24 protein-coding genes are annotated in these 23638 nt (G+C 68.2%); 9 read left to right on the top strand and 15 right to left on the bottom strand.

Going from position 1 to position 23638, the window contains the following annotated elements; all coding sequences use genetic code 11:
- The 3 genes from VFU06_05235 to VFU06_05225 all read left to right on the top strand — a co-directional run.
- The coding region (locus VFU06_05235) for a S9 family peptidase (GenBank protein HEU5208797.1) at window positions 1-1527 on the top strand (1527 nt) is incomplete at its 5' end.
- Window positions 1476-2645: a heparan-alpha-glucosaminide N-acetyltransferase domain-containing protein gene (locus VFU06_05230; protein HEU5208796.1), complete on the top strand. Its 1170-nt coding sequence runs from the start codon at window positions 1476-1478 to the stop codon at window positions 2643-2645. The genes VFU06_05235 and VFU06_05230, both read left to right, overlap by 52 nt.
- Window positions 2646-3587 carry a hexose kinase gene (locus tag VFU06_05225; protein HEU5208795.1) on the top strand — a complete coding sequence of 314 codons (942 nt, stop codon included), beginning with the start codon at window positions 2646-2648 and terminating at the stop codon, window positions 3585-3587.
- A gap of 39 nt (window positions 3588-3626) precedes the next feature.
- On the opposite strand, the gene VFU06_05220 is transcribed toward VFU06_05225, so the two are convergent.
- Window positions 3627-3872 (bottom strand): hypothetical protein, encoded by a 246-nt coding sequence (locus tag VFU06_05220; protein ID HEU5208794.1) that lies wholly within the window; start codon window positions 3870-3872, stop codon window positions 3627-3629.
- 97 nt (window positions 3873-3969) lie between these two features.
- Here VFU06_05220 and VFU06_05215 point away from each other — a divergent pair, with 97 nt between their 5' ends.
- Entirely contained in the window at window positions 3970-4566 is a 597-nt protein-coding gene (locus tag VFU06_05215) for a hypothetical protein (GenBank protein HEU5208793.1), read from the top strand.
- A 21-nt stretch (window positions 4567-4587) separates the two neighbouring features.
- On the opposite strand, the gene VFU06_05210 is transcribed toward VFU06_05215, so the two are convergent.
- Entirely contained in the window at window positions 4588-5058 is a 471-nt protein-coding gene (locus VFU06_05210; GenBank protein HEU5208792.1) for an FxsA family protein, read from the bottom strand.
- A 248-nt stretch (window positions 5059-5306) separates the two neighbouring features.
- Between VFU06_05210 and VFU06_05205 the strand changes: the two genes are divergently transcribed.
- Genes VFU06_05205 through VFU06_05195 form a run of 3 tightly spaced genes read left to right on the top strand, consistent with a single transcriptional unit; the run spans window position 5307 to window position 8506 of the window.
- Window positions 5307-6548, top strand: coding sequence for a Glu/Leu/Phe/Val dehydrogenase dimerization domain-containing protein (locus VFU06_05205; protein ID HEU5208791.1), 1242 nt, complete (start codon window positions 5307-5309; stop codon window positions 6546-6548).
- Entirely contained in the window at window positions 6545-6946 is a 402-nt protein-coding gene (locus VFU06_05200) for a gluconate 2-dehydrogenase subunit 3 family protein (protein HEU5208790.1), read from the top strand. Before VFU06_05205 ends, VFU06_05200 begins: the two co-directional genes overlap by 4 nt.
- A gap of 39 nt (window positions 6947-6985) precedes the next feature.
- Complete coding sequence (locus tag VFU06_05195; GenBank protein HEU5208789.1) at window positions 6986-8506, top strand: GMC family oxidoreductase N-terminal domain-containing protein; 1521 nt, start codon at window positions 6986-6988, stop codon at window positions 8504-8506.
- 13 nt (window positions 8507-8519) lie between these two features.
- Here the strand turns inward: VFU06_05195 and VFU06_05190 are convergent, their stop codons facing one another.
- The 13 genes from VFU06_05190 to VFU06_05130 form a co-directional block, all read right to left on the bottom strand.
- Entirely contained in the window at window positions 8520-11528 is a 3009-nt protein-coding gene (locus VFU06_05190; GenBank protein HEU5208788.1) for an exo-alpha-sialidase, read from the bottom strand.
- Window positions 11529-11690: 162 nt separating this feature from the next.
- Window positions 11691-12131, bottom strand: a complete 441-nt coding sequence (locus tag VFU06_05185; GenBank protein HEU5208787.1) for a hypothetical protein — start codon at window positions 12129-12131, stop codon at window positions 11691-11693.
- Window positions 12132-12151: 20 nt separating this feature from the next.
- The gene (locus VFU06_05180) at window positions 12152-13258 is read right to left on the bottom strand and encodes a hypothetical protein (GenBank protein ID HEU5208786.1); all 1107 of its coding nucleotides are present in this window, start codon (window positions 13256-13258) and stop codon (window positions 12152-12154) included.
- 420 nt (window positions 13259-13678) lie between these two features.
- Window positions 13679-14983, bottom strand: coding sequence for a M20/M25/M40 family metallo-hydrolase (locus VFU06_05175; GenBank protein HEU5208785.1), 1305 nt, complete (start codon window positions 14981-14983; stop codon window positions 13679-13681).
- Window positions 14980-15456, bottom strand: a complete 477-nt coding sequence (gene greA / locus VFU06_05170; protein ID HEU5208784.1) for a transcription elongation factor GreA — start codon at window positions 15454-15456, stop codon at window positions 14980-14982. Before greA ends, VFU06_05175 begins: the two co-directional genes overlap by 4 nt.
- Before the next feature lie 102 nt (window positions 15457-15558).
- Complete coding sequence (locus VFU06_05165; GenBank protein HEU5208783.1) at window positions 15559-15987, bottom strand: hypothetical protein; 429 nt, start codon at window positions 15985-15987, stop codon at window positions 15559-15561.
- A gap of 61 nt (window positions 15988-16048) precedes the next feature.
- Window positions 16049-16414, bottom strand: a complete 366-nt coding sequence (locus VFU06_05160) for a hypothetical protein (protein HEU5208782.1) — start codon at window positions 16412-16414, stop codon at window positions 16049-16051.
- 150 nt (window positions 16415-16564) lie between these two features.
- Complete coding sequence (locus tag VFU06_05155; GenBank protein HEU5208781.1) at window positions 16565-17728, bottom strand: hypothetical protein; 1164 nt, start codon at window positions 17726-17728, stop codon at window positions 16565-16567.
- Window positions 17706-18038: a hypothetical protein gene (locus VFU06_05150; protein HEU5208780.1), complete on the bottom strand. Its 333-nt coding sequence runs from the start codon at window positions 18036-18038 to the stop codon at window positions 17706-17708. Before VFU06_05150 ends, VFU06_05155 begins: the two co-directional genes overlap by 23 nt.
- A 307-nt stretch (window positions 18039-18345) precedes the next feature.
- Complete coding sequence (locus VFU06_05145) at window positions 18346-18531, bottom strand: hypothetical protein (protein HEU5208779.1); 186 nt, start codon at window positions 18529-18531, stop codon at window positions 18346-18348.
- Window positions 18532-18637: 106 nt separating this feature from the next.
- On the bottom strand, window positions 18638-19060 hold the full coding sequence (locus VFU06_05140) for a hypothetical protein (GenBank protein ID HEU5208778.1): 423 nt from the start codon (window positions 19058-19060) through the stop codon (window positions 18638-18640).
- Entirely contained in the window at window positions 19057-20310 is a 1254-nt protein-coding gene (locus VFU06_05135) for an aminoacetone oxidase family FAD-binding enzyme (GenBank protein ID HEU5208777.1), read from the bottom strand. The genes VFU06_05140 and VFU06_05135 overlap by 4 nt, the downstream gene beginning before the upstream one ends.
- The gene (locus VFU06_05130; GenBank protein ID HEU5208776.1) at window positions 20307-20912 is read right to left on the bottom strand and encodes an RsmD family RNA methyltransferase; all 606 of its coding nucleotides are present in this window, start codon (window positions 20910-20912) and stop codon (window positions 20307-20309) included. Before VFU06_05130 ends, VFU06_05135 begins: the two co-directional genes overlap by 4 nt.
- Before the next feature lie 94 nt (window positions 20913-21006).
- Between VFU06_05130 and VFU06_05125 the strand changes: the two genes are divergently transcribed.
- Together VFU06_05125 and VFU06_05120 are read left to right on the top strand one after the other, a co-directional pair.
- Window positions 21007-21498, top strand: a complete 492-nt coding sequence (locus VFU06_05125; GenBank protein ID HEU5208775.1) for a BsuPI-related putative proteinase inhibitor — start codon at window positions 21007-21009, stop codon at window positions 21496-21498.
- Window positions 21499-21569: 71 nt separating this feature from the next.
- On the top strand, window positions 21570-23594 hold the full coding sequence (locus tag VFU06_05120) for a S9 family peptidase (GenBank protein HEU5208774.1): 2025 nt from the start codon (window positions 21570-21572) through the stop codon (window positions 23592-23594).
- The last annotated feature ends 44 nt before the right edge of the window (window positions 23595-23638 follow it).

Genomic DNA, 23638 nt, shown 5'->3' with positions numbered 1-23638 from the left:
TGGACCGAGCCGCCGCGCGTCGTGCAGCGGCTGAACTACCGGCGGGACCGGATCGGCTTCATCGGCGACGGCACACAGCACCTCTTCATCGTGCCCGCGGATGGCGGCACGCCACGGCAGATCACGACGGGCGACCACGACGCGGGCGCGCCGCAGTGGATGCCCGACGGCCGCACGATCGTGTTCTCGTCGGCACCGCGCGTCGAAGACTCGGAGTACCTCTGGCGACAGTCGGACATCTACGCGCTGGACGTGAACACGGGCGTCGTCCGGCAGCTCACCACGCGCGACGGGCCCGACTCCAATCCGCAGGTTTCGCCCAACGGTCGCTGGATCGCCTACACCGGCTACGACATCGCGGACGACACGTGGATCGAGACGAAGCTGTACGTGATGGCCGCGGACGGGAGTGGTCACCGTCTGCTGACGGGCGACCTCGATCGCTCGACGCAGAACCTGAAGTGGGCGCCGGACAACAGTGGCATCTACTTCGACGTGCAGAGCGAAGGCTCACAGAACCTGCACTTCGCTCCCCTGAACGGCAGCGTGCGGCAGGTCACAGAAGGCACGCACATGCTCGCAGTCGAGATGATCGGCGAGAATGGGCTGGCCGTGGGCACGCGCACGGCGCCGCAGGAGGCGGGTGACATCGTCGCATTCAACGTGCGCCGGCCCGGCGAGCTGCGGGAGCTGACGGACGTGAACGGCGACATCCTGGCCGGCAAGCGCCTGGGTGCAGTGGAGGAGCTGTGGTACAATGGCGCTGACGGCTGGCGCGTGCAGGGCTGGCTGGTCAAGCCGCCCGATTTCAACCCCGCACAGAAGTACCCGCTCATGCTCGCGATCCACGGCGGGCCGCACTCGATGTACAACGTTGGGTTCAACTTCGCGTTCCAGGAGCACGCGGCCAACGGCTACCTGGTGCTGTACACGAACCCGCGCGGCAGCACGGGGTACGGCGCGGAGTTCGGCAATGCGATCAAGAACGCATACCCGAGCAAGGACTTCGACGACCTGATGGCCGGCGTGGACGCGGTGATCGCACAGGGAATCGTCGATGAGGACCGCATGTACGTGTACGGCTGCAGCGGCGGTGGCGTGCTGACCTCGTGGACGGTCGGGCACACGGACCGATTCGCTGCCGCGTCGGCGAACTGCCCGGTCACCAACTGGCTCAGCTTCGTGGGCACGACGGACGGTGCGTCGTGGTACCGCAATTTCGAGAAGCTGCCGTGGGAGGATCCGAGCGAGCACCTGCGCCGCTCGCCGCTCATGTACGTCGGCAATGTCACGACGCCCACGATGCTGATGACCGGCGTGAACGACCTGCGTACGCCGATGGCACAGACGGAGGAGTACTACCAGGCGCTCAAGCTGCGTAAGGTTCCGACAGCGATGGTGCGCTTCAATGACGAGTGGCACGGCACCAGCTCGAAGCCGTCCAACTTCCTGCGGACCCAGCTCTACCTGCGCGAATGGTTCAGTCGCTACACGAAGAACGAAGCACTGCGAGCAGGGCAGCAGTAGCTACGCCGCAGCCGAAGGGCTCGCGCCTCGTCTCCCTGGACGCATTCCGCGGTCTCACGATCGCGGGCATGCTGATCGTCAACAATCCGGGGAGCTGGGGCGCGATCTACCCTCCGCTGCGGCACGCGGAGTGGCACGGCTGGACGCCGACAGACCTGATCTTCCCGTTCTTCCTGTTCATTGTCGGCGTGTCGATGTCCTACTCGTTCGCGGTGCAGATCGCGCGGGGCGCCGAACGCACGGACATCGCGCCGCGCGCGGCGAAGCGGGCGGCGATCATCTTCCTGCTGGGCCTGCTGCTGCACGCGTTCCCGGATTTCCTGGACCTGGCGGATTTGCGCATCCCGGGCGTGCTGCAGCGCATCGCGATCGCGTTCCTGTTCGCGACGCCGCTGGTGCTCTGGCTCGGGCTGCGCGGTCGCGTCATTGCGATCGCCGTGCTGCTGCTCGGCTACTGGGCACTGCAGACGCTCACGACCGTGCCGGGCCAGGGCCCCAGCCTGCTGGAGCCCGGTGCGGACCTCGGCGCATGGATCGACCGCACGATCTTCGGCACGCAGCATCTCTGGTCGCAGTCGCGCACGTGGGACCCCGAGGGACTGCTCAGCACGATGCCGGCGATCGGCACTGTGCTGCTGGGGTCACTCGCGGGTGACTGGCTGCGCAGCGGCCGCGCTCAGCTCGAGAAGACCGTCGGCCTGTTCGTCGCCGGCAGCGCCGGGCTGGTGCTCGGACTCGCCTGGGACGCGGTGTTCCCCATCAACAAGCCGCTCTGGACCAGCTCGTACGTGATCTTTACCGCCGGCATGGCCTGCCATACGCTCGCGATCTGCTACTGGCTGATCGACGTCCGGGGCTGGAAGACGTGGGCGACGCCATTCGTCGTGTTCGGCACCAACGCCATCGCTGCGTTTTTCCTGTCCAGCCTGTTCGCACGCGTGATCACGATGGTCCGGGTCGGGGACGACGTGGCGCTCAAGACCTGGATCTACCAGAACCTGCTCGCGTCCTGGCTCTCTCCCGTGAATGCGTCACTGGCGTTCGCACTGCTCTACACCACCCTCTGGCTTGCGGCAATGAGCGTGCTGTACAGGCGCCGGATTTTCATCAAGGTCTGAGTGCCACGCGTCATCACCGTCACCCCGAACCCATCGATCGATCTGCTGTTCGAAGCAGACACGCTCGTCTGGGATGATGCGAACCGTGTCGCCATGCCGCGCCGTCGCGCTGGCGGTCAGGGGATCAATGTCACGCGCGCCGTGCGCGAGCTCGGCGGCGAGTCGCTCGCGGTAACACTGCTCGGCGGCAACACCGGGCAGGAGCTGCGCAATCTTCTCGACGCGGAGGGGATCGACGTCCGTGCCGCGACAGCGCCGGGCACCACCCGGACGTTCGTCGCAGTGCGCGAGCGCACCAGTGGCCGCGCCATGCTGATCAATCCCGTCGGGCCAGCGTGCAGTCCGCAGGAGGAGACGACGCTGCTCCATGAACTGGACGAGTGCGTGGCTGCCGGAGACTGGGTCGTCAGCAGCGGCAGCGTGCCGCCCGGCTTCGACGCCAATTTCCACGCCCGGGTCCGTGATCGGGCGCTCGCAGCCGGCGCGCGTGTCGTGGTCGACGGCGATGGGCCCGCCCTGCGTGCTGCTGCACCCGGCTGCACGCTGCTCGCGCCCAACCTGCCGGAAGCGGCGCGACTCCTCGACCGGCGCATAGACGGCGTGCGTGAGGCGGCCGCGGCGGCCCGCGCACTGCTCGATCTCGGAGCACACGCAGCCGCAGTCACCATGGCAGCCGAGGGGGCCGTGCTGGCGACACGGCACCTCCCGACCGCACTGCATGCATGGGCACCGCCTGCACCACCATCCGCTTCCGCAGTCGGCGCGGGTGACGCATTCCTCGCCGCGCTGGTGATGCGACTGGATGGATCAGAGCCCGCGGAAGCGCTCCGCTACGCTGTCGCGGCCGGTACTGCCGTGCTGCATGCCAGCGAGGACGAGCTGGTCCGGAAGCAGGACGTCGAGCGGCTGGTACGCGGGATAGACGTGAAAGAGGCCGGCTGATTCGCATCAACCGGCCCCTTTTCGAACCGACCGACCAGCTTAGTTGCTGGTCGGCGGCTCCGGCTCCGGATCAGGCTCCGGGGCCGTCACATCGATATCGGGCACACGCACCGTCTGCGTGTCGGTGCCAATCTCGACGTCCGCTGCATCCACATCGTACTCAGGGAGCTGGCCACCCTGGACGTCGACATCCGGAAGATCACCCTCCTCCGTCTGCTCTGCCGTGCACGCCGCCAGGCCGAACGCCAGTGCGGGTACGAAGAAGAACATCGCCTTGCGCTTCATGTTTCCTCCAGTTTCCGTTCCGTACAACCGTGTTCCTGCCGCTCAAGGGGCAAGGAGCGGGCCAAACCGGGCATCCGGGTCACCAGGAGAACACCACGTGATACGATCCATTCTGCTGCTCCCTCTGCTCCTCGCCGCCTGCACACCGGAGGAAGCAGAGCGAACGCTCGGAACCCCGCGCGGGACTGCGGCAGGCACCGCGGGCGACTCCCTCGATCCGAACGCGCCGGAGATGCCGAGCCAGATCTCGCAGGCGGATACGGCCTGGACCACCGATGCGATCTCCGTCCAGCGTGACGAGCATGCGGTGCTGATCGACGTGCGTGAAGCATCACATGATGGGTTCGATCGGATCGTCATGGACTTCGGTACGGGCGCCGTGCCCGGCTACCGCGTCCAGTACGTGCGGCTGCCGGTCACACAATGCGGGTCGGGCGAGGAGGTGGAGCTGCCTGGCACGGGCTTTCTGTCGGTGCAACTGCAGCCCGCCGCGGCACACAACGAGGAGGGTCAGGCGACCGTCAGCCAGCGCGACCGTCGTTTCGAGTTCCCTGTGCTGCTGCGGCTGGTTGCAACGTGCGATTTCGAGGCGGACGTGACATGGGTAGCGGCGCTGCGCACGCCGAACCCGTTCCGGGTCTTCGAGCTGGAGTCGCCGAACCGGCTGGTGATCGACATCCGCCACCGGATGTGAGCACTGCGGGCGGACGCCTGGTCAGAGGTTGCTGACGTCGCGACCCTGCGGCCGCTCCGCGGGCTCGCGGGTTTCCTGCTGCGGCCAGTGAGGGACATTGCGCAGGACGGTGAAGCGGGCGGTTCCAGCTTCTGCCATGCGCTGGAGCCGACCGGCGAGTCCGCGGCGCACGAGTGCGCGCACCGGCGGCAGCAGAAACGCGACACCGAAGACGTCGGTGATGACGCCGGGCGTGAGCAGGAGCACGCCGGCCGCGAAGATGAGGAAGCCGTCCACCATCGATGCAACGGGCGGACGTCCCTGGGCGAGTTCCCGCTGGATGCGCGCGAGGACGGCAACGCCCTGCGTACGGGCGAGCGAGGCTCCAACGATGCCGGTCGCGATGACGAGCAGGATCGTCGGCAGCGCGCCGATCCAGCTGCCGATGCGAAGCAGCAGCACGAGCTCGAGTACGGGGAGTGCGATGAAGAGCAGGATCAGAAAACCGAGCACGTGCCTGCGCCGTCGTAGAGGGATGAAGGAGTCGCTGCCCGTCATGGAGAACCGTTCTCGCGTGCGACCACTGGGGGACTATACCCGGCGGACCGCCACATGGTTGCGCTGATTGACGCGGCTCGCGTGCCGCTGGGGATGGGTGCGGACGCTCTCTCGTCCGTGTCTTGCGTAGCCGTGGGGCGAACGGCAACCTGAGCGACGGCCCAGCCGCGCGCGACACTCCTCCATCCGCGAACCCGAGCCGAATGACCCGTCTCAACGTCGAATCGATCACGACCAACCAGCTCGAAGCCGCTGCGAATCTGCTGCAGCTTTCTCCGGAGATGCGACTTCGCCTGCGCACGCCGTTCCGTGAGATCACCGTGCAGGTGCCCGTGCTCATGGATGACGGCAGTGTGCGTGTCTGCATCGGTCATCGGGTGCAGCACAATGGCGCGCGCGGTCCGACCAAGGGCGGGGTGCGCTACCACCCGACCGTGGACCTCGACGAGGTCCGCGGACTGGCGACGCTGATGACGTGGAAGACGGCACTGCTCGACCTGCCCTTCGGCGGCGCCAAGGGGGGCGTGAGTGTCGACCCGTCGGAGCTGTCGCGCACCGAGCTGGAGCGGCTCACGCGCAAGTTCACGGAGCGCATCGCGATCGCACTCGGCCCGTACCGCGACATTCCCGCGCCCGACATGGGTACGGACGGCCAGGTAATGGCGTGGATGCTGGACGAGTACAGTGCCAAGCGGGGCTACACGCCCGCGATCGTGACCGGCAAGCCGATCACCCTGGGGGGCTCGTACGGCCGCGAGGCGGCGACGGGTCGCGGGGTGATGATCGTGATGCGCGAAGCCGCACGCGAGTACGGCATTCCCTGGAAGGGCGGCACCGCCGCGCTCCAGGGGTTCGGCAACGTCGGCAGCCATCTCGCCAGCTTCCTGTACGAGGAGGGAGTTCGCATCGTCGCGGTGACCGATGCGACGGGCGGCGTTTTCAGTGACTCCGGCCTCGACATCCCGGCGCTGACGAAACACGTGCACAGTACCCACGGCGTCGCCGGGTTCGAGGGCGGGGACCCGCTCACGAATGAGAAGCTCTGGAGCGTGCCCTGCGACTACATGATCCCGGCGGCGCTCGGCGGTGTGATCACCAAGGAGGACAACGCGAACGAGCTGGCCTGCCGCGTGCTGGTCGAGGCGGCCAACGGCCCGACGACTCCGATCGCGGACAAGATCCTGGCAGAGCGCGGCATCCTCGTGCTGCCGGACTTTCTCGCAAATGCGGGTGGCGTCGTTGTCTCGTACTTCGAGTGGACGCAGAACCTGCAGCAGTTCCGCTGGGACGAGGAGCAGGTGAACTCGGCGCTGGAGAAGAAGATGGTCGCGGCCTATCGCGAGGTGGCGGGCGTCGCTCGAGAACACGACGTGACGTTGCGTACGGCCGCGTACGCGATCGCGCTGCGTCGTGTGGCGGAGGCCGAGGAGATGCGTGGCCTGTGAGCCTGCTCGCGCCCGCCCGACGCACATTCCGCGCGGCGGCTGAAGCGATCCTGCCGGCCGCGACCACGCTCGACGAGTCCGGCTGGGCCAGTGTGGAACGGATCGTCCAGGACGCGCTGGCGCAGCGGCCGCGCAAGGCGCAGCGCCAGATCGTCATGTTCCTGCGGGTGCTGAACGTCTATCCGGTCCTGCGCCACCGGCGTCGCTTCTCCGAGCTGCCGCGCGAAACGCGGGAGCGCGTCCTCCACGACCTGGAGCGGGCGCGCCATGTCCTGCTGCGCCGGGGAGTGTGGGGGCTGCGCACGCTCGTGTTCATGGGCTACTACACGCAGCCGGTGCACTCTGCCAGCATCGGCTACCGCGCGAGCCCGCGCGGGTGGAAGGCGCTCCGCACATGAGCATGGAACGATCCCCCACGCGCGTACCGCGGTTTCCGGATGAGTGAGGCCGTGACCTGCGACGTCGCGATCGTTGGGAGCGGCGCCGGCGGCGGGACCGTGGCAGCGGCACTTGCGCCCCTCGTCGGGGACGGATTGCGCGTGGTCGTGTTCGAGCAGGGACCTCGGCTGCGCGACGACGAGTTCGACGGCGGCGAGCTGACCATGGCGCCCGTGCTGTACGAGGACGGCGGCGGCTTCCTGACCGCTGACGGCACGATGACGCTGGCGTTTGGCCGCGTGTACGGCGGATCGACCGTCGTGTACACCGGCACATCACTCGTCGCGCCGGAGCGCGTGATCCGCGGGTGGCGCGTGCCCGGGCTCCTCGCGTCGGATCTCGCGGAGCGCTCCGCGAAGTACATGCAGCAGAACAACGTGCATCTGCTCTCACCAGAGGAGATCAACGACAACAACCGCCTGTTCGCGGAGGGGTGTCACGCCGCCGGCTTCACGGCCGAGCAGTTCCCCATCAACGTGCGCGGCTGTGTCGGCTCGAGCCTGTGCAACCTCGGCTGCCCGAACGCCGCAAAGCAGGGCACCCACCGCGTGCAGCTGCCCGCGGCCGAAACGCAGGGAGTGGAGGTGGTCACGCGCGCGGAGGTGCTGCGCGTCGATCCGCAGAAGCTGCGCGTGCGCGTCTCGGAGAAACCGCCCGGCGGCAAGGGCGAGCCGTCCACCTGGGCGCCCGGAGAGTACGACGTCCGTGCCCGCGTGATCGTCGCGGCGGGCGGCTCCGTCGGTACGTCCGCGCTGCTGCTCCGCTCCGGCCTCCGTGCGCGCCTGCCGCGGCTCGGCCACGGTTTCACGTGTCACCCCGCGTTCATCCTGGTCGCAGAGCACGCGCAGCCGATCACCAACTGGGTCGGTCACCCGAAGTCGTTCTTCCTCGACCGTGCGGAAGAGGAGGGCTTCGTGCTCGAGACCTGCATGTACTTCCCGTTCACGACCGCCAAGAACCTGACCGGCCTCGGGACGGAACACGCCGCGATGATGCAGGCGTTCGAGCGGCTGCAGATGATCCTCGTGCTCGCGTGCGACAGGCCAGTCGAGGAGAATCGCATCGAGGTGGATCGCAGCGGCAGACCCGTCGTGCACTACACGTTCACGCCCGCCGTCGTCGAATCGCTGGCGGCCGCGACACGTGCCGCTGCACGAATCTTCTTCGGGGCAGGTGCTGTGCGCGTCCACGCCCCGACCGCGGATCCGCACATCATTACCCGTGAGGACACCGAGCGTCTCGACGAACGCATTACCGCGGAGCACTTCGTGCCCGGCACGACGAGCGTCTCGGCCGCCCACCTGATGGGCGGCTGCGGGATGGGCGGCTCCGCCGCGAGCTCGGTCTGCGATGCCTGGGGGCGCGTCCATGGAGTGCCGTGGCTGCGCGTGGCGGACTCGAGCCTTTTTCCGGACGCGCTGCAGATCAATCCCTACCTGACCGTAATGGCACTGGCGGATCGCACGGCGGAGGCGGTGCGCCGCGACCTGCCGGAGCTCAGCATGGTCGCGGCGACCTGAGGTTTACGAGGACCTATCGCACCGCGGAAAGCTCACCTGCCACCGCCTGCAGCTCCGCCCGCGCCTCCGCCACGATCCGCCTGTGCGTCTCCGTTGGCGGGTGCATGCTGCCGGGTCGTACACTCGCACCATTGAAGTCGCTCGCCAGTCCGTTCAGCCGGCTGCGCACGCGGTTCAGTCGCGTGGCGGCTGCCGTTTCGCGCTCGGCCGCCTGCGCGAGCTCGGCCTGCGCGAGCTCTGCCGCCTGCGCGAGCTCGGCCGCCTCCAGCTGCAGTGCGGCCACCTCGAGCAGGAACGCAACGCGCTCGCGGTGCATTTCGTCGGTCACATGCGGCATCTCCGGATCGGCGCGTACTTCCACCGTCTGCGTGGAACGCTCGCCGCCCGCGGCCAGGGTCACTGTGTACGTGCCCGGCGCGACGAATGGTCCGCGTGCCTCTATGTTGCGTGGCGGCCGTGGCAGCGCGCGGTGGCGCGGATCGTCCGGGTCACGCTGCCTGCCGAAGCCGCCGGCCGGCGGCGGCTCGTAGCGCAGATCCCAGTTGGTGCGGTGCATGCCGCGCGAGCCGTCCGCCTCGAGCGTGCGGATGACGTTGCCGGCCGCATCGGACACGGTGAGCGTCGCCTCGGGAACATCGCGTCCCAGCCAGTATGTCAGGATTGCACCGTCCGGCGGGTTCTCGCCCGCGTACGCGGCCTGCGCGCGGTAGGACGTGTCCTTCCAGTAGTGGAACGCGGTGGCCGTACGTATCGGGAAAAGATGAACCGGTTGAGCCGCGATCTGCGGCGACCACTCGGCGAGCGGCCGCACGTCGTCGAGCACCAGGATCGAGCGACCGTGCGTGGCGACCACGAGATCGTGTTCCCGCGGATGGATGAGCAGGTCGTCGTACAGCGTCGATGGCAGCTGCGCGAACTCCATCCAGCTCGCGCCCCTGTCGAGCGAGACGTAGAGGCCGTTCTCCGTGCCCGCATACAGCACGTCCGGGTTCGACGGATCCTCGATCACGTCGTTGATCACGCCGTTGGTCGGGAAGCCGCGCATCAGTGGTGTCCACGTGCTGCCGAAGTCATCGGTCCGGAACAGGTACGGCCGGAAGTCGCCGTGCCTGTGACCGTCGAACGCCAGGAGCGCCGATCCCGCCGTCGCATGCGATGCCGTGACGCGCGACACGTACGTGCCGCTCCGCACGCCTTCCACGTTGCGGCCGACCTCGGTCCAGTTCTCGCCGCCATCGCGCGAGACCTGCACGTTGCCATCGTCCGTGCCGACCCAGAGCACGTCCGCATCGAGCGGCGACTCGGCAAGCGTGACGATCTGGCCGAAGGTGCTGACACCGTCGTTCCTCGAGAGCACGATGTCGCTGCCGCGCACGCCCATGATCGTGAGCGTGTCGCGGTCGATCTGCCGGGACAGGTCAGCCGTGCGTTTCCAGCTCACGCCACGATCGTTCGAGATGAACAGCCGGTTGCCGCCGACATAGATCGTCGAGGCGTCGTGCTGCGAGATGAGTGACGGCGACGTCCAGTCGAACCGGTACTCGGACTCGCCCGCCGGTTCGCGGGGCGAGATGTCGAGGATGTCACCGGTCTCGGCGTCCACGCGCGAGTAGCTGCCGTCATTCGAGCTGCTGTAGACGTACCGGTGGTTCGTCGGATCGACTTGCTGGTACATGCCGTCGCCGAATCCAATCTGGCGCCAGTCGTCATTGATGATGCCGATCCAGTGGCGCGTCGCGGTTGGGCCCACCCACGAGTGATTGTCCTGCATCCCGCCATACACGCGATACGGCTCGCGCATGTCCACGCCGATCGCGTAGAACTGGCCGATCGCGAGGTTGTCGATCTTGCGGAACGTCTCGCCCATGTCCCACGTCTCGAAAAGGCCGCCATCGCCGCCCAGCAGGAAGTGTGACGACTCGCGGGGATCGATCCAGAGCGCGTGAAAGTCACTGTGCACGCCCACGTCGTAGGTCGGCTGGTACGGCAGCACCTCCCAGTTCCGACCACCGTCCTCCGTCCTGTAGATCTGGGTCGCCAGGATGTAGCCTCGCTGGTCGGTCGCGGGATCGAGGAAGATGTGGCTGTAGTACATCGGCCGCGGATTGAGCGGGTTCACGCGCGACCACGTGGTGCCGCCATCCTCGCTGCGGTAGACACCGCCCTCGTCACGGTGCTCCACGATCGCGAGCACGACGTCCGGGTTTGCCGGCGTCGTCGCGAGGCCGATCCTGCCGATCGGCGCCGCGGGCAGGCCGTTCGTCAGCTTTTCCCACGTGACGCCGCCGTCGCGCGAACGGTAGATCGCACTGCCGGCGCCGCCGCCGTTGAAGCCCCACGGCGTGCGCAGCCGCTGGTACGCAGCCGCGTACACGATGTCCGGATTCGTCGGATGGAGCTCCATGTCGACCACGCCGGTCAGCGTATCGACGAACAGGGTCTGCTGCCACGTCCGGCCGCCGTCCGTAGTGCGGTAGACGCCACGTTCCGCGCTCGGCGCCCAGAGGTTGCCAAGCGCAGCGACGAGTACCGTGCCGGTGCTGCGCGGGTCGACGAGCACGCGGCCGATGTGGTGCGTCGCATCCAGGCCGAGGTGCCGCCACGTCGTGCCACCGTCGTCAGAGCGATAGACGCCATTCCCCCACGACGTGCTCTGCCGGTTGTTCTGCTCGCCCGTGCCCGCGTACACGATGCGCGGATCCGATGGGGCGATCGCAACGTCGCCGAAGGTGGAGACCGGCTGGCCGTCGAAGACGGGTGCCCATGTCGTGCCGTTGTTGTGCGAACGCCAGAGGCCGCCGGACGCAGTGCCCAGGAGTACGGTCGCCGGTGCGGACGGGTGTACTTCGATGTCGTGGATGCGGCCACCGGTAACGGCGGGACCGATACTGCGGAAGGAAAATGCGCTCAGTTCGTGCGCGCCCAGTCCGCCACTCTGCTGAACGGCCTGCTGTGCGACGCCGTGCTGGACGGCGAGCAGCGGCGCGATGATAGCGACGGGAAGCGCGAGGTGCAGCTTCATCACCGGCTCCTGTTTGGGGGGACGCGCGAAGGTACGCGCGCGGGCCCTCCTCGATCAAGCGCCGGCGATCGTGGCAGGCGGGTGGTGTCACCCCTGACGTGGGGGACCTGCTCTCATGACCGGATTCACCCGCCCCACCAGTGCGCCGGATGTCCCCGCGCCTTACGGCAACTGCGGCGGCACGTCCGGCGGAGGCCCTTCCCGCTGCGGCTCCTCGTCTTCTCCGATCTGATGATCGATCAATCGCTGCAGCCGGTAGGCGACGCGGCCGGTGAGGATGCGGGTCGCGCGCAGGTCATGGTTCGACTCGATCATGATGATCGCGAGGTCACCGGCGCCCCAGAGCAGGCCGGCGAACACGACGATGCGCGTCGCCTCGATCAGCAGGGTCGCGAGCGCGGCCGGCCCCTCCTGCTGGACGCCCACGATGATCTCCGCGATCAGCATGATGATCAGCAGGATGGCGAGCGCCTTGAACAGCTTCGCGACGTAGCGCAGCCCTTCGTGCGGCTCCAGGTCCTCCTCCCGCACCTGCGCGGCACCGGTGATCGCGTGCGGCTCGTCGCGCCGCTCGCTGGCAGGAACTTCACGCTCCGCTTTCATGGTCCCGTCCCCTCCGTTCATTACCAGCGGGCGCGATACCCGCGTGTGTCGACATGGATGAAACCGCTGTGCGCGCCGGTCGGTCGATAGATGCCGATGCCGCCGACGAGCTCCGGGTAGCGACGCTCCACTTCCTCTGCTGCCCTGGCCATGACACGTGCATCATCGACGTCGATGCGACCGTTGCCATCGAGGTCGTCCATTCGGCCGTCGGCGTCGTTGTCGATGAAGAAGTCCATGGCGTCGCCGTACATGTGGCGTGAGAGGGCGCCGCGCCCGCTCGGGTCTCCGCCACCCTCGTTGTACTGCGGTGTGCGGAAGCCGCTGATCACGCCAACGTTCTCGACCGGGTGGCCCATGCTCTCGAGCTGCTGGATCGTCAGTTCCAGCTTGTCGAGCAGGCGCGGCGACATCAGGACGTACTTCGGCCACACATCCGCCTGTCCCTTGGTCAGGAAGTCGCCGAGCGTGAAATGCGTGGACACCGGTATGCTCACATCCTCCCGATTCACCCGGATCAGCCCGCGCGGCGGTGCGTACGCGGGAGAGCGCGGGGTGCCGCCCTCCTCCCACGGCCAGCTGCCGATCCTGTACTCGCCGATGGAGCCGCCCTGTTTTGCGGAGATCGGCACGAGCGAGATCACGCGCAGGTTGGGCACGGTCCGGATCGCATTGCGAGCCGATACGACCATGTCCCAGATCCCGGGCTGTTCCGGCACGCTGGCCGTGTCCCGCACGGTCGTGTCACCGGTAGCGCGGTACTCGATGTCGACTCCGGCGGGCAGCGAATCCTGTACGACGGGAACGGAGTCCGGAGCCGCAATCACCACGCGCACCGCGCCGCTCTGGCCGGTTGCCGGCTGCACGGTGCTGCGGTACAGCAGCCGCAGTGCGGCGTCGAGCAGGAACGCAGCTTCCGGCGGGCCGGACGGGTCCAGCGGACTTGCGGCAATCCGCGCCGTGATCCCGGGGCGAACACCACGCTCGACCGCATCCAGGACTGCCCACGCCCAGAGCACCACATAGGCGGCAAGCACGACCGCCAGCGACACGTCGAACGCGCGGCGCCAGCCCGGCCGCTCGAGCCTGTGCGGCCGCCGTTCCCGCGGTGCGAGCTCGACATTCACGTTTCTGCCTCCACGCGCGCGGACTTCTTCATGCTTCGTGCCGGCTGGCACACCGCGTGCGCTCGCAGCGGACAGAACCGAACGAGGAGGGCGGTGTGGCGAACTTCTTCCGGACCCTGTTTGCCGGGTACGGCGCGTACAAGCTGGGCGGGGGATGCATCAGCACCATCCTGATTTTCCTGGTGCTGTACTGGATTCTGGGCGCCTTCTGCTGAACGGCGTGAGCTGAGGGCTCCGGGTGGTGGGTGGTGCGAGTTGGGTGGCGGACACTTCGGGATGGACTTCGGGCGCTGGGCGTTGGGAGGCGCTGTGACCGCCGACGCCGCACGTCCGGGATCATCATCGGCAACAGTGACGGCCGGCGGATCTGCTCCGCCGGCCGTCATCCTGTCTACGCCGTTCGCTTGGCCGAGCTTCGCCTCATGTGGTCTGGTTGCCGGCGAGGCCGGCTTCGGCGACCAGGATCAGAAGGGCGCGGCGGATCGCTTCCGCGCCGTCGTCGTTCATCCACCACTCATCGGGCGCGTGGGAATTGCCGCCCGCGCCGCCGCGGCCGATGGTGACTGCCGGGATGCCTGCGGCGATCGGAACGTTGGAATCGGTCGAGGAGCGGCCGATGCGGGGCTCGTCGCCGAAATAGTGGGTGACGGCAATTGCCCGCTGGAGCAGCGGTGCGTCCTCCGCGGTTTCGCCGGAGGGGCGGTCGCCGACGAGCTGTACGTCCACCGTCAGCGGATCGTTCTCCCGCACGAGCGCATTCTGCTCCTGCAGCGCCTGCTGCACGGATGCCAGGAAGATCGAGTCGATCCGTCCCAGGCTCTGCTGGCTCTCGGAGCGCATGTCGACCTCGAACCACGCCTCGAAGGGCACCGAGTTCACCGACGTGCCTCCGCCGATCCGGCCGACGTTGTAGCTGGTACGTGGACCGCTGCTCGTGAACGCATCGGCTGCTTCGTCGAAGATGCGAATCGCGCGGCCGAGCGCGTGCACCGGATTGCCCGTGCCGAAGGCGCCCCAGGAATGGCCGCCGGGGCCCTCGAACGTCACCCGATAGCGTCGCGAGCCGAGTGCCTGGGCCGTGATGCTGGATTCGCTGCCGCCGTCGACCGCGATGAACGAGTCGATGCGCGGCCCACCCTCGCGGAACAGGTGCTTCACGCCGCGCAGGTCTCCCAGGCCCTCCTCGCCCACGGTGCCGATGAAGAGCACGTTCGCCTCCGTGGCGACGTCGGCCGCCTCCAGCGCCCGCAGCACCTGCAGCAGGACGATCAGGCCGCGCGTGTCGTCGCCGATGCCGGGCGCGTACAGCGTATCACCTCGCTGCTGGACGGTGACGTCCGTTTCCTTCGGAAAGACGGTGTCGAGGTGGCCGGCCATGGCGACCACGCGCTCACCCGTGCCGCGCCGCAGTGCAATGACGTTGCCCTCCTCGTCGGTCCACACGCTGTCGGCGCCCGCGTCGCGCAGCATTGCGGCAAAGGCCTCCCCGCGCTCCTGCTCACCGAACGGTGGAGCGGGTATCTCGGTCAGCGTGATCAGGTCGCGCATTCCCTGCTCGTCGATCTCGTCGATGTGCACGATTGCAGCACCGATGGCCGCGTCATCGACGAGCCGTGCGATCTCGGCGCAGTACCGGTTGGACGGCTCGCAACGGTTCTGTGCGTGCGCACCGGCCGCGAACGCGAACCCGCACGCCAGCGCCGCAGCAACGATCGCGCGACTCATGACTGCACCATCTGCGGCAGGGTCACCAGCTCGGTGATGCGGTACGTGCGATCACCTCGCGGCAGGTTGACCACCACCTCCTCGCCCTCCGCACGGCCGAGCAGTGCACGGCCGATCGGCGATGCGATCGAGATCTGGTTGCTGTCGAGATCGATGAAGTCTCCGAACACCAGCGTGTACTCGACGATCTCTCCGTTCGCCGCATCCTGCAGCGTCACCTTCGAGCCGAACCCGACGCGGTCCGCTGCAATGGTAGTCGGATCGATCTTGGACAGCTCGTTGGCCCGCTGCGTCAGGTGATTGAGGCGAGCCTGGACGAACTCCTGCCGCTCGAGCGCCGACTTGTACTCGGCATTCTCACTCAGGTCTCCCAGCTCGACCGCCTTCTGGATGACCCTGGGCAGTGTGACCGTCAGCTCGTGCATCAGCCGATCGATCTCATCTGCGATCTTCTGCTTGATCTCCTCCAGCATGACTGCTCCCCGGGAAAGTGAAGGAGCGCGCCCGGATGGACAGGGCGACGCTCGGGAACCTCGAACTCGTATGGGAATCGGCCGCGAGCGCGGCCGGGGCGCTCAGTGGACGCCGTCGATGCGCGGCGGCGCAGCTCCCGCAGGTGCCACTTCGACACCGAGCGGGAGCTCCGATTTCAGGTCGTCGTTCACGAAGACGGCAAAGGTGTAGCCGCCCGATTTCGTGAGCTGCAGGTTGTTCAACGTCAGGATCTGGTTCGACGCCGTCGCCCGCTCACCATTGCCGTGGGGCACGACGTCGCCCTTCACCTCGAAAACCGTCTTGCCGTCCGGGTCGTGCAGCCGGATCTCGACGTTGTGCACGCGGTCGCGCTCCATCGGGTGAGCCTCGAACCGCAGCACGAGATGCATCTGCGGGTGAACGGCCGGCAGCGCACTGACGTTGATGCGGTCGAAAACGCCGAGGATGTTCAGCTTCCCCTCGGCGGTGACGTTCGCATAATCCGCGAGCAGTGCCAGCTTCACGCGCATGGGGTCCGTCTATCGCACCGGTGCAGCATCGGCACAAGCTAACTCTGACCGCTTGCCCCGTCTACGCGCCCAGCGTGTACAGGTACAGGTAGAACCCGGGAACGATCCGGCGGTCGGCGCCGAAGGCGATCTTGGTGGGCTGGCGCCGGGCGCTCTCGACCACGTGCCAGGTAAGCTCCCCCCGCTGTGAGCGCAGCAGCTCGAGGTATGCTGCAACGCCGGCCCGGGTCGTATCCGCATGCAGCTTGGCGAGCATGTGTCCGTCACGCACGAATACCCAGCCTGTCATCCCCGGCACGCCGGGATCACCGACCAGCGGCGCCCGGCTGAGCCGGTACCATTCTTCGAGACGTCGGTGGAACTCGAGCCTGGTGATCCAGGCGTCCCGCTCCACGCGCTCCATCGGATGTGACCGGGCGTCACTCATGCCGCGCCAGCCGACCGGTTCATGATCCCCCGCCAGTACGGTACTCGCGTGCTGGAACGAAATGTGGCTGCAACAGCGGAAGGCCACACGTTCGGAGAGTAGCGCGCACCGCGGGACGGGGCAAACAACGCATGCGGCCGGCGGCACGCTCTATTCCAATGGTGGCTCCCGGCTGCTGCTCGCAGGGACCCGCCCCTGCATCAGTTCGACGGCCAGTCCGCCGTTGCGCGTCGCAAACGCCGGCTGCAGTGGCAGGCGCATCTGTGCACAGAGGCGGCGATCGGCGCACAGAACTGCCACCTGCCACCCCGGCAACCGACGCCTGGCCAGGTTCCCGAGCGCCGCATACAGATCGCGCAATTCACCCGTATCGCCAACGCGCACGCCGTACGGTGGGTTGGTGACGAGCGCACCCACGCCCTCCGGCACGCGTGCATCGCTGATTGCGCGCTGCTCGAACGCGATGTCGTCCTGCACGCCCGCGCGCTCCGCGTTCGCACGCGCGGCCGCGATCGCACCGGCATCGCGGTCCGATCCGATGACCGGCACAGGCACGTGTGCGAGCATTGCACGACGGGCATCTGCTACGGCGGCGTCCCAGGCGGCGTGGTCGAAATCCGACCAGCGCAGCATGCGGCTCGCACGCGGCCGCTGCCCGTCGTTCGCGAGTGCCGGCGGAATGCGACGGGCGAGCAGCGCTGCCTCGATGACGATTGTGCCGGACCCGCACATCGGATCGAGCAGCGGAACGTCCGTGCAGCCGATCGCATGCAGCATCGCCGCGGCGAGGGTTTCCCGCAGTGGCGCCTTGCCAACCTGCTGGCGGTAGCCGCGGCGGTGCAGCGGGCCGGCGGCGTCCGCGCTGATGACGCACTCGTCGCGCAGGAAACGCACGACGAACTGCTGTACATGCGCCGACGCGTCCTCCTCGTCGACCGGCACAGCAGCCGCGCCCATGACACGCAGCAGTCGCTCCGCAATCGCGCCTTCATGGTAGAGCCGAGACTTGCGCGAGGTCACGCGCAGGGCGACCGCATCGCTGCGCGCGACGAAGCCGGACCAGTCTACGCGCCCGGCGTGACGCTCCAGCTCGGGGAAACCGCGCGCGCGGAACCGTGCGACACGGACCAGCACCCGGCTCGCGGTCCGCAGGTGCAGCACGGCCCGCGAAAGCGACGCGTCATCACCGCTCCACGCGACGCCGCCCTGCTCGACCCGGCCTTCGATACCCAGAGTGCGCAGCTCGGCTGCGACGATCGCCTCGAGCCCGGGTGCGGCGACCGCGAACAGCTCACGCGTTGCCGGGGTCTTCATCCGGGATCGTATGCTCGTCGAACGCACCACCCAGCCCGCGCAGAATACGCGTCGCCATGTCGCGGTCCTGCGCGATCCGGTCGCGCGTGGTCTCATGCAGGAGGGCGCCCAGGCCGGGGAACCGCACGGCCGTGTCTCCCGGATTCATGAGCGTGGTATGACCGTCCGCAACCTCGCGCAGCAGCGCCCATGGTCGCTCGAACTCCGTAGCCGGCGGATCCAGTTCGAAGGCGTGCAGGACGACGCGCATGCCGAAGAGGAAAGCGTCGAACGCAGCGGCATCCGGGTCAGCAGAGGGATTCTTCGTCATTGCCACCAGTCAACAGGGGTTCGACCACAGAAAGCACGTGATCGCGAGTATGGCTGAGTCCGCCATGGTAACATGGGGCAGGATCAATCACTGCGCGACGCACTGGTCCGGATGCGAGTCCGCCGAACATCCGTAACGCTGTGCCTGGCAGCGGCAGATCGGGGAGGCAGCGTCGTGGAGGGTTCAGCCTCAGGCCGGGCCGGAGCTGTGAGGTCGACTTCGACGAGTTGATGATGATGACACGGCAGGAAGAACGCACCTCCGCGCCGGACCGCCGTCGGCGGCGGATCACAGCGCGGAGGTGGCGTCAGCGGGCGCGCTGGGCGCCGCGCGAAAGAACCAGCAGCAGGGACGTCGCCAGCGGACCGGCCGTCAGTGCGACCGTCAGCCAGCCGCGCTCACGACGACCGGATGCAAGTGCATAACCGGTGTTGAGCAGGCCGAGCGCCAACCACGCTGCCAGGAAGCCGAAGAGAGGATCCATGTTCATCATGATCTACCGTACGCGTCTCGATGGTCTCGTGTTTCACTACCTCCTGAGACGTACGAACACGGCAGAAAGTTGCAGTCCCCGGCACCGGGAAATCAGGGAAATGTGATCAGTTGTCGCGGTTGTGGTGCAGGGCGCGCGTGCGGCGACGCACGTAGAAGGTGAGGCCGGCGGTCCAGAACAGGACGATCAGGGCAACTGCAATCTGCGCGTAGAGGGGGACCTGCTCCCGCGGGGCGGCGGGATAGACGAACTGCGAGACGGTCAGGGCGCTCCACGCGCCGACCGCCCACGGGGCCCAGCGGGCATGCAGCACCATGCCGATGCCGGCGGCGACGTACGTCACGGCGTAGGCCCCCCCGCGCCATTCCTCGAAGCTGTCCAGTGTCCCGGCCGTGAGCGTCTTGATGAACTCCCACGCCCAGGCGAGGCCGAGGAGCACGAATCCCGCACCGACGATGATGAGGATGACGGAGAACCCTGGTCCCGCTGATTGCCGCTGTGGTGTTTCCGTGCTGCCCGTCTCGTTCATCTGTGTCCCGTCTCCGCGGTCTGTATTGCGCGGGCAGCCGCACCGACTCCGGCAGCCCTTCCGGTTGCCCAGCCCCAGAGGAAATTGTAGCCGCCAATGGGGCCGAACGCATCGAGCACCTCACCGCACCAGAAGAGTCCGGGGTGCAGCCGGCTCTCGAGGGTGCGCGGGTCCACCTCCCCGAGTGCGACGCCGCCGCCGGTCACCTCCGCCTTCTTGTAACCCTCGTCCCCTGTCCAGGGCAGAGCGTACTCGGTGAGCAGTCCGACGAGTGTCCTGCGCTCGTCGCGGCGCAGTGTGGCGAGCGGGCGCTCATCAGGCACGCCGCTTTCGGCGACGAGTGTGTCCGCAAGCCGGGTCGGCAGATGACGGCGCAGCAGCGAGCCGACGGTGCCGGCGTGTGCGTCCCGCAGCAGCGCGTCCCACGCACCGTGGTCGTGCTCCGTCCACCGGACGAGGATGCGCTGCTCGCGCTGTTCCGCGCGCGCCCGGACGGCGTGATGCGAGATGTCGAGCACGGCGGGCCCGCTGTAACCGCGGTGGGTGAAGAGAAAGCCTCCGGCTGCGGTTGCCCGGCCCCTGGCGAGCGGAGCCGTGAGCTGCACGGTGAGTGAGACACCGGCGAGGTGTGCATGCGGGGGCGGCGTCGCAGTGAGAGGTGTCAGGGCGGGGTAGGTGTCATGCACCGTGTGTCCCAGCCGGCGCGCAAGCTTCAGTCCGAAGCCGTCGCTGCCGGTGGCCGGGACCGAGAGGCCGCCGGTCGCGATGATCACGGCCTGCGCGTGCAGCGGGTTGTCGTCGTCCACGCTGACGCGCCAGTGATCGCCGCCGCGCACCACGTCGCGCACGCGCGCGTCGAAGTGCATGCGTGCACCGGCGCGGCGGGCAGCGCCGACAAGTGTGTCGCGCACATCGCGGGCGCGGTTGCTGCGCGGAAACAGCTTGCCGGTCTCCGGCTCCAGGTCCAGCGGCATGCCGAGCTCGGCTTCGAAGAACGCACGCTGCTCCGGGAGCGGCCATGACAGCAGCATCCGGCGCAGCGTGTTCTGCGAAGACGCCGTCACGTACTGCGACGGTGTCATGCGTGAAGGCAGGATGTTGCATCGCCCGCCTCCGCTGATCAGGATCTTGCGCCCGCCGTCGCGCGTCCGTTCGAGCAGCAGCACCTTCGCGCCGGCGCGTGCGGCGAAGATGGCAGCCATGGTGCCGGCGGCGCCGGCACCGATCACGATCACGTCCGGGCTGCTCATGGCTTCTGCGACGCCCCGTCGCCGGCTTCACCTCGCGAAGCGCGGGTCGCACCGGGCCGCTCTCGCGCAGGCCTGTTCGCGGGCCGCGCGCGGAACACCGTTATCATCGTATCGTTATCGCCGATGCGGCGGCTCGTGCCGCGCGCCGGCAGCGCGTGATCGGGTGCATGTTCCAGGACCAGCACGCGACTGAAGGGGACCTCCAGCCACCTCTGCAGCACGCGATCGAGCTTGCGCGAGCCGTACGGCGGATCCGCGAAGGCCAGGTCGTACGCATGCGCGGGCAGGCGCTCGATGAAGGGGATCGCATCACGCAGGAAGATGCGGCTGCGCTCACGGGCGTGCAGTGCCGCGACGTTCGCCTTGAGCGAATGGATCGCGCCGCTGCCGTTCTCGACGAAGTCGCAGCTCCGGGCGCCGCGTGAGATCGCCTCCAGCCCCATCGCGCCCGTGCCAGCAAAGAGGTCGAGCACGCGGGCACCGCGGAGATCGTCTGCGACGAGCGACATCGCAGCGTCGCGTACTGCTTCCGCCGTTGGCCGCACGCGGCCACCCGGCGAAACGAGGGAGCGGCCTGCCCAGCGGCCGGCAATGATTCGCATGCGGCAATCTCGCATGCAGCGCCCCCGCGCGCACGTTGGGGACGGCAGGACTCGTGCGTCTCAGATGCAGGCGGCCACTCGACTGGAGACATGGATGCAGACACGGATGCTCCCGGGCCTGGTGCTTTCGCTGCTGGTCGGCTGCACGAGCAGCGGCGATCCGCAGGAGCCGGCAGACGCGGCGCTGCTCGTGCGAGCGGACGGTGTGGAGTACAGCGCTGACACGGCAGTGATGGAGTCGTTCCCGGTTCAGCTGCGTACCACGGTGACGGCCACGAACCGGAGTTCCCGCACGATCGACCTCACGTTCCCGGACGGATGCGTGGTCCTGCTGCGCGTCTATCGAGACGAGGCCAGGACCGAGCTCGCGTGGGACCAGGCCGAGCACGTGGGGTGCACCATGGCGCTGGTCGAATGGAGCCTGGCACCGGGAGCGAGCCGGCAGGCGACCGTGCAGACGGATGCGGCGGCAATCCTCGGTACCACGCTGCCCGACGGCCGGTACTGGCTCGCCGCAGTACTGCGGCCGGAGGGCAGGAGTGTCGAAGTGCCGGCCGGTCCCGTCGATCTGGCGGTGCCGCGCTGACGACTTGACCCGACTCTCCGGGGCGCCTACCTCTCCAGCAGCCCATCCACGAACAGCCCCGGAGAACGTCGATGTCACGCGCCCTTTTCGCTGCCGCGCTGTTGTGCGTGGCGCTCCCCGCATCTGCGCAGCAGCAATCCGGTCCCACCGTGGAGGACCTGTTCCGCTACGAGGCGATCAGTGACGCGCAGCTGTCGCCCGACGGCACGATGGCCCTCTATGCGCTTCGTTCGGTGGACCTCGAGGAGAACGAGGCGGACACCGACATCTGGCTCGTGCGGACACAGGGCGGCCTGCCCATGCGCATGACAACGAACGCGAAGAGCGATTCACGCCCGCGCTGGCGCCCGGACGGCTCCGCCTTCGCGTTCACATCGGTTCGCGGGGAGGGCGCCGAATCGCGGGCTGCGCTGTACCTGATGTCGCCGTTCGGCGGCGAGAGCGAGCTGCTGTACCGCCATCCGACCGCGATCAACGCGTTCGAGTGGGCACCGGACGGGCGCACGATCGCCTTCACGGCACGCGAGGAGGAGACGGAGGAGCAGAAGGACGCGAAGAAGACGGGCAGGGACGTCGAGATCGAGGACGGGCCGGAGCAGCACACGCACCTGTGGGTGCTCGACGTCGCATCGAAGAAGGCGCGTCGGGTGACCGGCGGTGACGATCCCAGGGTGTTCACGGTGCAGTCGCTCGCGTGGAGTCCCGACGGCGCGCGGATCGCCGTTGCCGCAGCACCCTCGCCCAACCTCGCGTTCTCCTGGCAGAGCGACGTCTACCTGGTCTCGCCGGCGGACAGCACCAGCGAGCCGCGCCGTCTCACGGAGAACGAGGGGCCGGACGGCAGCCCCGTATGGGCCGAGGATGGCAGGTCGCTGTACGTCCAGGGGCACCAGGAGAACGGCTACCGCGTCGGGCAGAGCCGGCTCTTCCGCGTGAATGTCGCCGACGGCAGTACGCAGGACGTCACGCCGGGTGACCTCGACCCGGGCGCCGTCGTGCCGGCCGCGAACGGGGTCTGGTTCACCGCGGCGCGGGGCACCACGAGCGGGCTCTGGTGGATGCAGCCGGACGGCAGCAGCGTGGTGCGCGTCACCCCGGAGGACGGCGTATACGGCAACTTCTCGTTCTCCGCAGATCGTAGCCGCATCGCATACACCCGGGAAACGCCGACGGAGCCGGCCGAGCTGTACAGCGCGGTTCTCGCGACGCGCAGCATCCCGCCCCGGCCGGCGCAGGCCGTGGCGCTGACGTCGCACAACCAGGAGATGAGGAGCTACGCGGTCGGCCGCACCGAGGTCGTGGAGTGGCAGAGCACGGACGGCAGGCCGGTGGAGGGCGTGCTCGTGTACCCCGCGAACTACCGCGAGGGCGCGCGCGTGCCGCTCGTCGTGAAGATCCACGGGGGACCGGCCGGCGCGTACATGCAGAACTTCCAGGCGAACGGCTACGGCAACAACGCGCAGTGGTACGCCGCGGACGGGTACGCGATGCTGATGCCGAACCCGCGCGGTTCCTCCGGCTACGGCGACGAGGGACAGCGTGCCGTGATCGAGGACTGGGGCGGCCTCGATTTCCAGGACATCATGACCGGCGTCGACGCGCTCATCGAGCGCGGCATCGCACATCCGGACTCGCTGGGCGTGATGGGCTGGAGTTACGGCGGCTACATGACCGCGTGGACCGTCACGCAGACCGACCGGTTCAAGGCCGCGGTGAACGGTGCCGGCATTACCGAGCCGATCGCCATGTGGGGGACGCAGGACATCATCCAGGTGTTCGAAGGCTATTTCGGCGGACACCCGTTCGACGACGGGCGCTGGGAGGAGTACCAGGAGTCCTCACCGCTCGCGCACGTCCGCAACGTGAGCACGCCGACGCTCATGATCCATGGTCGCAACGATGCGCGCGTGCCGCCGAACCAGGCACAGATCTTCTTCCGCTCCCTGCGCGCGCTCGGCGTGCCGACCGAGCTGGTGTGGCTGCCGCGCACCGGGCACGGTCCCAGCGAACCGGGTCTGCAGCTCGAGACAGCGCTGCGGCAGAAGCAGTGGATGGACCGGTGGATCCGCGGCGTCGGGGAACCGGTGACGGATTGAGCGGGTGGCGAGGACGTTCAGCGGCCCGGGTCCAGGCCCGGGCC

The organism is Longimicrobiales bacterium, from assembly GCA_035764935.1.
Classification (GTDB): Bacteria; Gemmatimonadota; Gemmatimonadetes; order Longimicrobiales; family RSA9; genus DASTYK01.
The sequence above is the reverse complement of the archived record's forward strand: the minus strand, read 5'-3'. Positions and strand labels throughout refer to the sequence as shown.